Annotated in this window: 13 protein-coding genes; 7 read left to right on the top strand and 6 right to left on the bottom strand. The window is 41.2% G+C overall.

Annotation, left to right across the window (positions count from 1 at the left end; translation table 11 throughout):
* Positions 1–46 precede the first annotated feature (46 nt).
* From KN1_RS01260 to KN1_RS01270, 3 genes are read left to right on the top strand one after another with little or no spacing between them, the layout of a single operon-like run.
* Positions 47–1471, top strand: a complete 1425-nt coding sequence (locus KN1_RS01260) for an ABC transporter substrate-binding protein (protein WP_221288960.1) — start codon at positions 47–49, stop codon at positions 1469–1471.
* A gap of 3 nt (positions 1472–1474) precedes the next feature.
* Positions 1475–2428, top strand: a complete 954-nt coding sequence (locus KN1_RS01265; protein WP_221288962.1) for an ABC transporter ATP-binding protein — start codon at positions 1475–1477, stop codon at positions 2426–2428.
* Positions 2425–4071: an ABC transporter permease gene (locus tag KN1_RS01270; protein WP_221288964.1), complete on the top strand. Its 1647-nt coding sequence runs from the start codon at positions 2425–2427 to the stop codon at positions 4069–4071. The genes KN1_RS01265 and KN1_RS01270 overlap by 4 nt, the downstream gene beginning before the upstream one ends.
* Before the next feature lie 59 nt (positions 4072–4130).
* Here the strand turns inward: KN1_RS01270 and KN1_RS01275 are convergent, their stop codons facing one another.
* The 3 genes from KN1_RS01275 to KN1_RS01285 form a co-directional block, all read right to left on the bottom strand.
* Positions 4131–5714 carry an APC family permease gene (locus KN1_RS01275; protein WP_221288967.1) on the bottom strand — a complete coding sequence of 528 codons (1584 nt, stop codon included), beginning with the start codon at positions 5712–5714 and terminating at the stop codon, positions 4131–4133.
* Between the two features lie 307 nt (positions 5715–6021).
* Positions 6022–6183: a hypothetical protein gene (locus KN1_RS01280; protein WP_221288968.1), complete on the bottom strand. Its 162-nt coding sequence runs from the start codon at positions 6181–6183 to the stop codon at positions 6022–6024.
* A 246-nt stretch (positions 6184–6429) separates the two neighbouring features.
* Positions 6430–6798, bottom strand: coding sequence for a hypothetical protein (locus KN1_RS01285; RefSeq protein ID WP_221288969.1), 369 nt, complete (start codon positions 6796–6798; stop codon positions 6430–6432).
* 101 nt (positions 6799–6899) lie between these two features.
* On the opposite strand from KN1_RS01285, the gene KN1_RS01290 reads away from it, so the two are divergent.
* Entirely contained in the window at positions 6900–7145 is a 246-nt protein-coding gene (locus KN1_RS01290; protein ID WP_221288971.1) for an Rdx family protein, read from the top strand.
* A gap of 69 nt (positions 7146–7214) precedes the next feature.
* Here the strand turns inward: KN1_RS01290 and KN1_RS01295 are convergent, their stop codons facing one another.
* Positions 7215–8927 (bottom strand): cbb3-type cytochrome c oxidase subunit I, encoded by a 1713-nt coding sequence (locus tag KN1_RS01295; protein WP_225905751.1) that lies wholly within the window; start codon positions 8925–8927, stop codon positions 7215–7217.
* Between the two features lie 187 nt (positions 8928–9114).
* On the opposite strand from KN1_RS01295, the gene KN1_RS01300 reads away from it, so the two are divergent.
* Complete coding sequence (locus KN1_RS01300) at positions 9115–9870, top strand: enoyl-CoA hydratase/isomerase family protein (RefSeq protein ID WP_221288972.1); 756 nt, start codon at positions 9115–9117, stop codon at positions 9868–9870.
* A gap of 51 nt (positions 9871–9921) precedes the next feature.
* On the opposite strand, the gene KN1_RS01305 is transcribed toward KN1_RS01300, so the two are convergent.
* A complete protein-coding gene (locus KN1_RS01305) occupies positions 9922–10911 on the bottom strand; it encodes an ABC transporter permease (protein ID WP_221288974.1) in 990 nt (329 codons plus the stop codon).
* Positions 10908–11633, bottom strand: coding sequence for an ABC transporter ATP-binding protein (locus tag KN1_RS01310; RefSeq protein ID WP_221288977.1), 726 nt, complete (start codon positions 11631–11633; stop codon positions 10908–10910). Before KN1_RS01310 ends, KN1_RS01305 begins: the two co-directional genes overlap by 4 nt.
* 27 nt (positions 11634–11660) lie before the next feature.
* On the opposite strand from KN1_RS01310, the gene KN1_RS01315 reads away from it, so the two are divergent.
* Positions 11661–12608, top strand: a complete 948-nt coding sequence (locus KN1_RS01315; protein ID WP_221288980.1) for an AIR synthase family protein — start codon at positions 11661–11663, stop codon at positions 12606–12608.
* Positions 12580–13068, top strand: a complete 489-nt coding sequence (locus tag KN1_RS01320) for an NTP transferase domain-containing protein (RefSeq protein WP_221288983.1) — start codon at positions 12580–12582, stop codon at positions 13066–13068. Before KN1_RS01315 ends, KN1_RS01320 begins: the two co-directional genes overlap by 29 nt.
* Positions 13069–13074: the final 6 nt, after the last annotated feature.

Below are 13074 nucleotides of genomic sequence, written 5' to 3' on the forward strand. Positions count from 1 at the left end.
ATCATATATAGGTAAAATTTATTATAACGGGCTTGTATTAGAACGTATGAAAGGTCTAAGCGGAAAAGTAATAGGAGTAGTTGTGGTCGTACTAATAATAATAGTAGTATTAGGAGTTTATTTATCGACTAGCCATCCCTCAACAGCACCTACAACACCTTCCCCTACATCTACATCTAATGTTACTTTAACGGTAGTTACTTTTAGAGGTCAATCAGCTAATTTCATACAATATGCAGGAGAGCTCTTCTCACAAGAACACCCCGGAGTCACAGTAAAAGTCTATGCCTACCCTTTCAGTGAGTACATCACTAAGGAACTAACTGTCCTTGAAGCTGGTTCTTCACAATATGATATTATAGGTTATACTTCAACGTCTGCACAAAAAGTAGCTCCCTACTTAATTACCCTTAACCAATCCGACTTTAATATGAGCGATATAATAATGCCACAAGAGGATTTCGGAGGAATAATATATAACGTAACATCACACCAGAACGAAATGATCGGAGTAGCTTACGAAACTGCAGTATACTTATTGGCATATAAAAGCAATATATTTGATAACCAGACTTTAGCTAACGAGTTTTACCAACAATATCATGTTCCCTTTAACCCAGCTATGTGGGATAATTGGACAGACGTGATAGACGTGGATCAATTCCTGACTTCACACCACATAACCGAGTACGGTTTCCTGATAGATGACCACGTATCTCACGGGATAATCGACGCATACCCAGCAGTCTTCGGATGGTACTACATTAGAGACTCTTCACTATCACAAGGCGGATACGGGATACCGGGCTTCAACATAATGTTTGAAAATTACATTCCTTCTGGACTTTCCTATCCTTTACCTTCCTTTAATTCAACGGCTGGAGTTGAAGCCCTAGAAACGTATAAAGCACTGGTTAGCTATGAACCCAACCCCTCATCACTACAAGTCTGTTACGGAAACATAGGTGAACTCTACTCGAACGCCTCGGGTGCGTTTTTATTTACCACTCAGATATCTGAATTACCCTCATCACAAGTAAACCAGACCTTACTAGCACCTTTACCGGGAGGATATGCAGAGACGGGGACAGACTTCTTGGGGATAAGTAAGTATTCTCTTCATAAACAACTTGCGTTAGAGTTCCTACAGTTCTTGTTATCACCCAAGGTACAGGAACTTGCATTCCTTAAATTCGACAAGTTCCCCGTGTCTAAAGAGGCATTTACACAACTAATTTCTAATAGTTCTATACCATCATTCCAAAGGGAGTGGTTAAACGCTACATATAACGCTGCCCTAGAGGCATGGGCTAACCCGCCAAATATCCCTCCGACTTACTCTTCACTAATCCCTGATTTTAATAATGAAGTATATTCATATTTGATCGGACAAGCTAATAACCCGAGTTCAGTGCTTCAGGCAGCTGCAAGCGAATGGGTAAGTGCTGTGGAGTCTTACTACGGTGGTTAGGTAGTGTCCGTAGAACTACAGGACGTAAAGAAAATATATAGGGGGAGTAAGACACCCGCAGTGGACGGTATAACCCTAAAGGTAGAAAAGGGAGAATTTTTTGTAATTTTAGGACCTTCAGGCTCAGGTAAAACTACTTTATTGAGGTTAATTTCCGGTCTAGAAAGACCAAATGGGGGTAAAATAAAAATTGACGGGGAAGAGGTAAGTGAACTCCCGCCTTCAAAGAGGAATATAGGTATGGTCTTTCAGAACTATGCTCTGTATCCGCATAAGACAGTTTTAGAGAACTTAATAATGCCTCTAGAAGGTTCCTTAGGTAAGAAGGATGCAATAAGTGAGGCTGAGGAGATCAGTAAAAAACTCGGGATATACGAATACTTAGGTAAGTATCCTTCAGAACTTTCTGGAGGGCAACAGCAGAGGGTAGCTCTGGCTAGAGCTATCTTAAAGAGACCTAAAGTGTTCCTTATGGACGAGCCGCTTTCCAACTTAGACGCTCCTTTAAGGGTATCAGCGAGAAAACTCATAAAGGATATTCAGCGAGAAAACGGGATAACTACTATTTACGTAACACATGACCATGTAGAAGCTATGGCTATTGCCGATAGGGTCGCAATAATGAATAATGGGAGAATAATTCAAGTTGGTACCCCAGAAGAAGTGTATAATGACCCGGTAGATGAGTTTGTAGCAACGTTTTTCGGAAACCCACCTATGAAGATTATATCAGGCAGAGTTTTAGGGTTAGAGGGAAAGATAGGTATAAGGGCAGAGGACATAGAGATAGGGGACGGGGAGTTAGTAGGGAAAGTCACTGACGTGGAATTCTGGGGAGACAGATATTTGGCATATGTAAACTTAAACGGCGATGTGATCCCAGTCTTTGTTAGTTATAGACCCAAAGTAGGTTCAGAGGTAAAGATTAAATTGAGACGTTATAAGAGGTTTTTATGAGATATTATTTCCCTTATTTGATATACATTACAGCTTTCGGTATTATACCCTTTGCAGTAACATTTGCGTTGGTGGGAATAAACCTAAAAGAAGCTGAAGCCGTATTTAAGCTAGTCCCGGTAAGTACTATAATTTACAACACTCTGGTATTTTCTCTGGTATCCGCAGTAGTAACTACGTTAGTAGGTACAATACTCGCTATATTTGTAGATACTATGAAAAGAGGAAAGAGACTAGCTTCTATCCTTATAATGCTACCCTATACTATTCCCTTTACCTCTTCAGCTCTTATATGGAGCATAAGCTTATACGGTAACTACGGGTGGTTTTCTTACCTATTTCACGTCCCGTTTGACCCGCTTTACTTATCATCTACCGCCATATGGGCGGTAACTGGAGTGAACATATGGTCTATGACCCCCATGTCTTTTCTTATCATGCTTTCAGCACTGAAATCCATACCCCAAGAAGTAAGAGAGGCGTCGGAAGTAGACGGATTAACCCTATCACAGTTTTACTCTAGAATAGCTTTACCTATGACTAGTAAAGCCTTCCTGCTGTCCTTCCTACTACAGTTTATTATAGCACTAGGTAATTTTGATACTCCTTATGTTCTCACCCAAGGAGGTCCCGGTTTCGCCTCGACGACTTTACCCCTTTTAGTATATGACGAGATCTTCCTGTTTGTCAATTTCTCAGGGGGCGAAATGGTAGCCGCAATTTTAAGCGGGATCTCTGTGATACCCGCAGTGCTTATTCTGATGCTTATAAAGAGCAGGAGGACACCATTCCCCTCACCGAATTTTAGGATACCTAACAGTATCTTTAAGGCCGTCCTATATGTCGCCTCTGCTTTTATAATATTCCTCCTAGATTTTCCGGTCTATTGGATGTTCCTTGTAGCATTAAGGCCTAATGTATATGATTTTAAGTCCCCGCCGGTACTTTTACCCACCTCAATAGACCTGAAATACATTTCTACGTGTTTCTCTTCAGCTGTACCATATTTAACAAGTAGTGTTGTAGTAGCCTTACTCGCGTCTCTCATAACGATAGTCTTAGCCTTACCGTCCTCCTATGAGATTGAGAGAAAGGGTGTATTATGGCTCCTTTTAGTCTCAATTTTTCTATATTCTTTACCTTCAACGTCTTATATAATACCTCTCTACTTGTTCTTTTCTAAAATAGGTCTGTTAAACACATGGTGGGCACTTATACTATCTACACCGGTTTTCACGGCAACGTTTGCAGTGTGGATAATGTTTAATTTCTTTACCTCTTTTCCCAGAGCATATGACGAAGCTGCTGAAGTATTCGGAATTAAGAGGAAAATTACCAGAGTAATTGCACCGCTCTCCAAAACTACGACACTCTCTGCCTTCTTACTCTCTTTCATATTTAATTGGCACCTGCTGTTCTATCCGCTGTTACTGAGCGACACACCGTATAACATGGGGTTCCCGCCCAAAGGTGCGGAGACAATAACCATCTTCGCATTACAGGCTATAGGTGATGAAACAATAAATTGGGCAGCTTTAGCCTCATCTGCATTAATCGCAGCCCTACCTGTTATGGTCATCAGTTTCTTTACAATCGACAGGGTGATCAAGAGCGATAGTAAAAGCGGGCTAAAATTTGTTTAAGAAAAGGGGAGAGAAGAGGAATATAAAAAAGGAGAATGTAGCCACAGAATTTAAAATTTTTACCTTTGTTCCCTAGCGCTGGTCTCTCCTTCCTCTACCCATAAATTCACTTTCTTTCCGGCTTGTGTCAGGACATGTGGCTTATAGAACTTAAGGTACAGCCCGTAACCTATTGCGAACGCCAAGTACGCTATAGATACTATAGCAGCTGGCGTCTCAGGGAATACCGGTGGCCATATTGATGCGTATAGTGCGTAACCGAGTATCCCTGTAGCCACTATTGGTGCTGCATAGTGCTGAGCTATGTGTAATATAGCGTGTAGCTCATCTTTATGCCTCTCCTTTAGCCTATAGAATAGTGTTATGAGCGACGTATTTAAGAGGAAGTGTGTTAGTACCATCCCGAACAGGGCCATCGTTGTAAGGAATTCAAATGTATCAGCGAGGGCCTGTAATACGTTCGAATTAGCAGTGGTCGTAGTTAAGGCTTGGATAGGGTTAAGCCCGTTAACAGCAAACATGGTAAAAGCAGTAGCAATAGCGGCTATTGAGGAAGCGACACCTATAAATGTCAGTGCCCTATATGGAGTGTGGTACTTAGGGTGTATTTTGGCGAACCATTTAGGGATCACATTATCCCTGGCCATTGAAAAGTAAACTCTACCTGCGTTACTCTGCATTGATACAGCGTCTGAAAAGGCAGAATTCATCGCTACTAGGAAAAGTCCCATAGAGCCTATTATCCCTAGGTATAAGCCCATTACGATTATACCAGGTATTGTCTGCACGTCTGGGTTAGGGTTATTTGCCAAAGCACCTAAGTTATTTACGCCCCACCCTACTACAATAGCATAGGCCATCTCTGTGAGTACTGCACCTACAATGAACACGCCTAAACTCAAAGCCCTCAGTATTTGTCTTGGGTGTTTGACTTCCTCACCTAACGGTGCCGAACCTCCATAGCCTATAAAGCTTGTTATAGAGAATACCATGGCAAGTCCTAGGGCTCCACCAGGGCCTCCTAAGGGAGCATATTCACTTGCGTATTGTGGCCATGCAAGCGGGTTGAACACCGCCAATGTATTGTCTGGAGCTTTAGCTATCACTATAGCGCCGATTACCGCTAAAAACGCCACTTCAAATAGTGAGGCGAATTTTAGCACACTTATTTGGGGCCTGATACCCAAGATGGCCAAGACGATAGGGACTATTACAAAGACTAATATTAACGGCACCCATATCCAAGCGGGCAACACTATGTGGTAGTAATAATCTAGGAACGCTGGTATTACGGCACCACCTATATAAGTAGGGATTGCTGCCGTACTCGTGACCTGATATAGGACGTAAAGTAACCCGACTACTGTGGCAGGGATCGGACCGAAGGCGTTTGCCACGTACCCGTAATACCCTCCAGCACTGGAATGTTTTTTAGCTAGGTGGTATAGTGTATTGACCTCGAGGTACATTGCTAAAGTAGCTAGTAAGAACGCTAGCGGTGTTAGGGCGAAGGCATATGCTATGGCCGACGTTATGAAGGCTACCACGTCGCAAGCCGGAGCCATAGCAGCTATTTCTTCAACTAGAGCACCTAGTGTATCTACTTGTCCTTTTTTCAGACGAGGGACTTCTTGTTGGCTCATTGCGGGTAAGTTTTAGGGTAACCCTATATTTATACTTTTTGGGTCTCCCTAATTTAATAATCGCGTTAATATCAACATGGTGAAAACTTGATATTTTACGTAAAACCCTTACGTCGACTCGTTTTTACCAATTAGGTTGGTAAATCACATGCTTTCTGATTTGAGGTTTAGGGTTCTTAATCTAGCATGAAATAGAAGGAGTGCAAGGTGAACGTTCAGGGTAATTCCCAGCCGTCGCGGTTTTTCAATAAATACTAATAGAGACCACACAGACGTGTGTGAAAAAGCACATAAGGGATTAAACATATCATCGAAAAGGTGGGTCTTCTACGTAAATGTAAAAGTCCCTCAGCTGAACTGCACCGTCGTTAGATAAGGATAGGACTTGGACTAAGGTGATGTATTCCAAGACGTCTAAGTTGTACTCTATTATGTCTAATTGGGAATTATCTAGTAGCTCTACTTTCAACTTAATTTTTCCGTAATCTATTACATACGAGTTATTACAAAATAGTATCGTATAGTCGTTCTCGCGTTTAACCGTTTTACACTCAGAATTATCAAGTTGGCCATTAATAACGTGCTTCTTAAATTCGACCTCATAGGACTCAGGCGTAAAATTCTTCCTTACTATGCACTTTTCTACCCTTTCTAAATCTTTCTTTTTTAACCTATTTTTAAAAAAATTTAGGATCTCTTGTATTATTTCACCCTCTTAGAAATGGCCGTGGTGATGGTGGTGGAAAGGTTCAGCATACATTTCTTCTTCCAGTTCCTCTTTTATGTTCTTCTTTAATTCCTCCAAATGGTCTAGTACGTCGTTCAGCGTCTTATATTCTGTAGGGATGTATTTTATCCTGCCGTACGACATCATATATGAGCCCGGACATAAGAACTGTTTACCTACAACTATTGCGTCTGGTTCCAAGCTCAATATCGCATCCATTGTCATCTCTTTGCTACCCACTCCGGGGTTTTCGTACTGTTCTACTTCTTTTTTCTCCTCGTCTATAATACCTATTATTTCTGCCTCGTCCAGTGGTTTTAAATTATAATCTTTATCATAGGTTACAGCTATTTTCATTTCACATACTATCCTTTGGTGGGGCTAATAAATTCGTAATTAAATAAAGACCTTGATTATTCGTTATCAAACTATTTTAAGTTAAAATGAAAACCCTTTTCATGGAAGGGAAAGTACTAGTTAAAATAGTATATTGTAGACCTTGTGGGTATTTAGATAGGGCACTGGACTTAACTAAAGATATATTGAGCTACTTTGAAAACGTTTCAGTCGAATTAGAGCAAGGAAAAAACGGTATCTTCGACGTATATATTAATAATAACTTGATATTTTCTAGATATAAAGAAAAAAGGTTCCCACAGAATGAAGAAATACTAAAGGAGATAGGAAAAGTGGTTACTAGTTAAGGACTAGGCAAAAAGAAAAGTAAATATGGTTTTTTGGAGAAAAAAAGCTTCAAATCATACCTTCCTAATTCAAGATTTTTGCGTGGTTATTCTGTGCGTGGGTAATACCTTTTCTAGCTCGTTCTTAACTAACTGTACACTCTTTATCATCCCGTTAGACACTACGTCATAGTCACCGCTAAAAGCCATAGCTATGGAAGTTGTGACCTCACCTAAACTCACGTCTTCACTATAACTTACCCTACCTTTAACAAGTGTTAATACTACATTTACTAACCATACTATAGTAGCTATATCAGCGACTGCTGCACCTATCGTAGCTAGGACTTGTCCGTCAATGAACGCCGGCGACAGTGGGTAGACCTCTTCCTTTCTTATTAGGCCTGTAACACCTAACTCTGAGAACCCTAAAATTACCATTATAGTACCTACTAGGTAACCCCAGAAGTGCACCCATGCCATTTTCGCAGAGTACCAAGCTTTCTGAGTCATCATTGGGAGCATTAAATATAGTGCTGCAAAACCAGCCGGGACTATAGAGAACAGTATCATAGCATGGAAGTGAGCTACTATATAATAGCCTTCATGTGCAAGTGAGTCAAATGCAATTATAGAGTTGGATATACCCATTACTCCACCGTATATTGACCCGGCGAAAGACAGCACAGTCCACGCAGCCAGTAAATTCCACTTTATGTTCGCACCTTTTACCGTAGCAAATAAGTTAAAGAATGTCATCATTGACGGTATAACTATCCCTTCTGTTAATACTTCTACTAATATTTTCACTTCTGGAGGTAAATTGACCATGTACAAGTGATGAATACCCAGAGGACCTGTAGAGAATATTAAGTAGAGAATTGCCGATATCCTAGCCATCTTGTCACTGTACAATGGCCTACCAGCTAAGGTAGGTATTAACAGATATAAGGAAGCTACAGCCGGGAACCAGGCTACATACACTATTCCGTGCCATAATGTAACGAAGGATATCTGGTCTGCTATCACATTATACCCTACAAGTTTATAGAAAGCGAGAAAGTCCCATAATGATGTCACTACTTCGCCTGAATAGCTCTCTAAGATTAAGATCGCAACTACTAAGCCGAATACGAGGAATATAGGCAATTTTTCATTCCTGTTCTTCGAAGCGAGGTAGAAGTGGTATACGTACCAGCCCGTCATTAAGTACACCCCAGCGTCAAGTAGTAACCACGCTATGTACCAGAAAGGCGATACTACATAAAGGGAATACCCGGGGATCCCTATAGGTGCTAAGTAATACCAACCGGTTGCACTAAAGTAGTTGTCGAAACCTTGTTGGTGTGTTATTATTATAGGGCCTTCGAAGAACATAAAGGATATGTTAAACAGCACGAAGCCGAGGTTAAACACCCACTTAGCCCTTGGCTGTACGGAGAGCATCCTGAAGGTAAAGTATATGAATACTGCCAGGATTAGTTGTTGAGCAAACCCGAATAAGTCTCTTATACCGTGAAGGGTGACTGAGGCGTACCACTCTTGCGGTGTGAGGGGTAAGAACTGTGCTACACCCCACGCGAATTCCTGAACTCTCACCATAAAAGCGTCTATTATTCCTAAAATACCCCATATTATGCTCAGCACAATCATCCCCATGGTGATCCTTGTAACCCAGTCTTTATCTAACTGGAATATTGCCTTTACTAGATCGGATATTTTACCCATAACGAAGTTAAATCCTAGATATCCACCTACTACGATACCCCTAATAAGTCCCCTTAAGAAATCTCCTGCACTCATTTTAACCTACCTCACATTTTTTACTTAATCTCATTTAAACGTAGTTTTATAAAACATATATACACATTTCAAATCTTTTTGAATTAATACTTAAATATGGTGAAAAATAAACAATTAAATAAAGTAATTTTTTACACAAAATAGATCAGTGAAGTATTTATTTTCCTCATTAACTGTAATATCTAGGATGAATACTCTACTAGTCGAGAAATTAAAAGATTATGCCAAAATAACTTTCAACACAGGTGGAAAATATAACGTTATAAATAAAGAATTTATGTACGAAATGATAGATACATTGAGGAAAATAGACTCAGATAAGAACACTAGGTTTATAATCTTAACAGGGGCAAACAAGAACTTCGGTGCAGGGGCAGATATTAAGGAGCTGAAGGCAGCCAATGAGAACCGGGAATATGCGAGCAGCTTCTTTTCTACTATGTTCGAGATGTATAGGACGTTTTTACATCTCACCAAACCAGTAATTTCGTTAGTTGAAGGAGTAGCTTACGGGGCCTCTCTTGAAATCCTATTGGTGACAGACGTGGTCATAGCGTCACCCTACGCCAGGTTCGCAGCCCCCGGGGCTAAATTAGGGGTTTTCCCTCCAGTACTCGTTACAGTAGGTAAGGAAGTAATAGGACTAAATAACGTGATAAGGATGGCCCTCTTAGGAGAGGAACTGAGCGCGGAAGAAGCTAAGCAAATTGGGTTAGTGCACTACGTGACTGAAAATTTAGAAACCGAGGCAGAAAAAGTTATCAGTAAGATTAAAATGATGGCACCGTCATCTGTAATGAACATGAGAAAAATAATATTCTGGAAATATGAGGAAGAACTAGAACACGCTTTCAAAACCCTTTCAGAGCAAGTACTGACTAGGGATGCCACTAACGGTATATTGGCATTCTTGACTAAGACTAAGGCACCATGGGTTACGTGAAATGTGGACTTTTCTATAAGTTAATAGAGCTTATTTTCTATGTTTTACTGGTTAGACCTCTCTGAGCCTTAGTAGCCTAGAGCCCACACCTAAGAACACTAAAGTCAAAACGAATATGGTCCCTACATAAACGGGGTTGGGGATTTCCCCTAGGACTAACGTGTCCCTCACGATATCGTTAAGGATAGACACTGGCTGGTACTCGGCGACCAACCTGAGGAAAGACGGGAAAATGCTGGGCGAAAAGAAAGCGTTGCTAATAAACATTAGGGGTAAGACTAGAAAGTTTGCAACTATGTTTGCTAAGACTATTTTTTCTTTCGGTGTAAGCCCTAGTATTACCGCACCTAGCCCTGAAAACATTAAGGTGCCTAATATTAAGCCAGCTAAGAAGGTGAGGCCAAAATCAGGTAAGAACCCCATTAAGGCCCCTACTATCAGAATAGCTAGAGTTGAAATTATTGTAATTACTACTTCATATATCATTAAAGCTAACACCCACTCGTAGTCCCTTATCGGGGAAGAGGCTAATCTTTCCACTAGCTTGTCCCTGTAGTAACCGCTCCCGACTCCAGTTACGCCGAACATGCCGTTAGACAAAGCTATTACCCCTACTACACCTGATATCTCATAAGCCACTGGTGTTGACTTAGTTATAGTCTGCTGTGCCGTAAAGGGAACTTGCTCATGTAAGTAATATGAAGATATGTATGTCTTTAGCACCGGCACATAATTCGCCATTAGCTGGTTGTAATAAATGACTTTAGAAGTGGTATTGACGAATATCACGTCGTTAAGCTTTACGTAATTGACGTTACCGCCTACATATGCTGTGAAAAGCCTACTCTGGTTCAGGTAACTCGCTAGTCCTTCGCTACCTTCCCCAGCCACGTAGACAGATACATGCGGTTGGAAAGCTTGCCCTAGCAACGAGAATATAAAGGCAAGGATAAGGGGGAAGACGATAACGAAACCCAAGGTAACCCTGCTCCTCAAGTTGTCTTTAATTATGGCTACAGCGGTCGGTATTACGTTCCTCATTCTCCCTCACCCTCTAGTTGTCTCATTAGTTCTAAATATGCTTCTTCCAATGTCTCTTTCCTAAACTCACTGACTATCTCAGACGGCGTAGCGAGTTTAACTATTTTCCCTCTGTATATTACGGCTACACGATCTGAAAGTTTTTCCGCCTCATCTAAGTAATGAGTAGCTAAAAATACTGTAATCCCTTTACCTCTTAGGGACCTCACTATCTCCCATATATTCCTTCTGGATTTAGGGTCAAGCCCTACAGTTGGTTCATCTAAATAGACTACCTTTGGGTTACCTATAATCCCACAAGCTATTGCTACCCTCCTTTTAAGCCCACCGGACAGTTCCCTGAATTTCTTATCGAGGTGTTCCTTTAACTCAAGGCCCTCTATTACGTCTTCTACGTCTTTAACACCGTAGAGTTTAGCGAAATACCCTATGTTTTCTTTTACAGTTAAGTCCGAAAACCCCTGAAACTCCTGCGGTACTACACTGACTATCTCCCTGATTTTCTTACAGTCGGTCGGTACGTTATACCCAGCAACTGTTACTTTACCTCTAGTGGGCTTAAGTATACACGATAAGATCTTTATTGTCGTAGTTTTTCCAGCACCGTTAGGCCCTAAAAATGAGAACACTTCCCCTTCCTTTACTGTAAGTGATATACCACGTAATGCTTCAACTCCGTTTTTATACACCTTCCATAAGTCCTCTATGACTATAATGTCCATAAATATCTTCAACGCATGTTTATTATTATGCGTTTCGGAAAAATTTCAATTGAGACATTTTTAAACGAGATACCCCACGAAAGTTGTGTCGTTTGTCCCGGGGTAGGGGAAGACGATGCGTATATAGAGAGCCAAGGGAAATACTTAGTTATCCACTCCGACCCAATTACCGAAGCAGGGCAGGACGCTGGGTTCCTCTCGGTTACCGTTGCGTGTAACGACGTAAATATGAAAGGGATACCGTGTAAATGGGTCACTACCGTATTATTGCTGAAGAGCGAGGACTCGTTAAGACCCGTTTTAAACGGTATATCTGAAGCTTGTAGACTACTTAAGTGCGACGTCATAGGAGGGCATACAGAAGTAACGCAAGGCTTAAATAGGGATATCGTGGTTACCACAGCGTTTTCATTTTCAGACCGGGTACTGAAGGTCTCTGATTCACAGAGCGGTGATTACGTCTTAGTATTCGGTACTGCGGGGATAGAGGGCAGTTGGATCTTGGCTAACGAATTCGAGGGAGAACTACTAAGGAGGGGTGTTAGCCGAAAGACCATTAACAGTGCTAAAGGGTTTAAATACCTGATCCCGGTACAAGAAAAGGCAATAAAGGTAAAGGACTACGTAATAGCGATGCACGACGCCACTGAAGGGGGGATATACCAGGCTCTCTTAGAGGTGGCTAAAGCTTCAGGTCTAACATTAAAGGTCGATTACGAAATACCCGTAGCTGAAGAGACGTTAGAGATAAGTAGAGCAATGGGAGTTAACCCATACCAGCTTATTTCTTCCGGGTCATTTATAGCCGTAGCCAGAGGAGAAGAGAACATAGAGAAGCTTAAGAGTTTAGGTGGAAAAGTAATAGGTAAGTTAAAGGGCGAGGGACCTAAATTAGTAATCAAAGATAAGGTATATACTGAGGATTTTGAGGAAGAGTTGGTGAGGGTTGAAAGCGGTCATTATGGCAGGGGGTAAGGGAACTAGGTTCACACCCCTAAAGCCCTTGGTAGAAGTATGCGGTTATCCTTCTTACTACCACGTAATGAGGACTGCTAAAAACTTCGCTGAAGATATCTACTTGGCTGTTACAGTTTTTTCACCGTTAATTTATTCCGATTTTCCAAAAGTCATAACGTCCGGGAAAGGGTATGAGAACGACATCTACGAGGCAGTAAAAAAAGTGGGTATACCGGTCTTGGTCTTCCCTTCAGATACCCCTATAATCCCGCTAGAATCAGTAGAACTGTTGTTAAAGGAATGTAAGGCGGATATCTGCTCACTGGTTAATTTCGGTGATTACGTCGGTATAAGCTTATGGAGGGGGTATAATACTAGTAACTTTCAGGACATAGAATATTCGGGGTCTAAGATATTTAACATAAATACGTATCAGGATTACGTTATAGTGAAGTATTTATGCGTTGAGGGAGTATAATTTCTA

The sequence above is a fragment of the Stygiolobus caldivivus genome (assembly GCF_019704315.1).
GTDB classification, from domain to species: domain Archaea; phylum Thermoproteota; class Thermoprotei_A; order Sulfolobales; family Sulfolobaceae; genus Stygiolobus; species Stygiolobus caldivivus.

What these genes read in the sequence shown, in the direction of transcription:
- KN1_RS01260 (WP_221288960.1), top strand. Translation starts at nt 47, where the DNA reads ATGAAAGGTCTAAGCGGAAAAGTAATAGGAGTAGTTGTGGTCGTACTA.
- KN1_RS01270 (WP_221288964.1), top strand. Translation starts at nt 2,425, where the DNA reads ATGAGATATTATTTCCCTTATTTGATATACATTACAGCTTTCGGTATT.
- KN1_RS01275 (WP_221288967.1), bottom strand. Translation starts at nt 5,714, where the DNA reads ATGAGCCAACAAGAAGTCCCTCGTCTGAAAAAAGGACAAGTAGATACA.
- KN1_RS01285 (WP_221288969.1), bottom strand. Translation starts at nt 6,798, where the DNA reads ATGAAAATAGCTGTAACCTATGATAAAGATTATAATTTAAAACCACTG.
- KN1_RS01290 (WP_221288971.1), top strand. Translation starts at nt 6,900, where the DNA reads ATGGAAGGGAAAGTACTAGTTAAAATAGTATATTGTAGACCTTGTGGG.
- KN1_RS01295 (WP_225905751.1), bottom strand. Translation starts at nt 8,927, where the DNA reads ATGAGTGCAGGAGATTTCTTAAGGGGACTTATTAGGGGTATCGTAGTA.
- KN1_RS01300 (WP_221288972.1), top strand. Translation starts at nt 9,115, where the DNA reads ATGAATACTCTACTAGTCGAGAAATTAAAAGATTATGCCAAAATAACT.
- KN1_RS01305 (WP_221288974.1), bottom strand. Translation starts at nt 10,911, where the DNA reads ATGAGGAACGTAATACCGACCGCTGTAGCCATAATTAAAGACAACTTG.
- KN1_RS01310 (WP_221288977.1), bottom strand. Translation starts at nt 11,633, where the DNA reads ATGGACATTATAGTCATAGAGGACTTATGGAAGGTGTATAAAAACGGA.
- KN1_RS01315 (WP_221288980.1), top strand. Translation starts at nt 11,661, where the DNA reads ATGCGTTTCGGAAAAATTTCAATTGAGACATTTTTAAACGAGATACCC.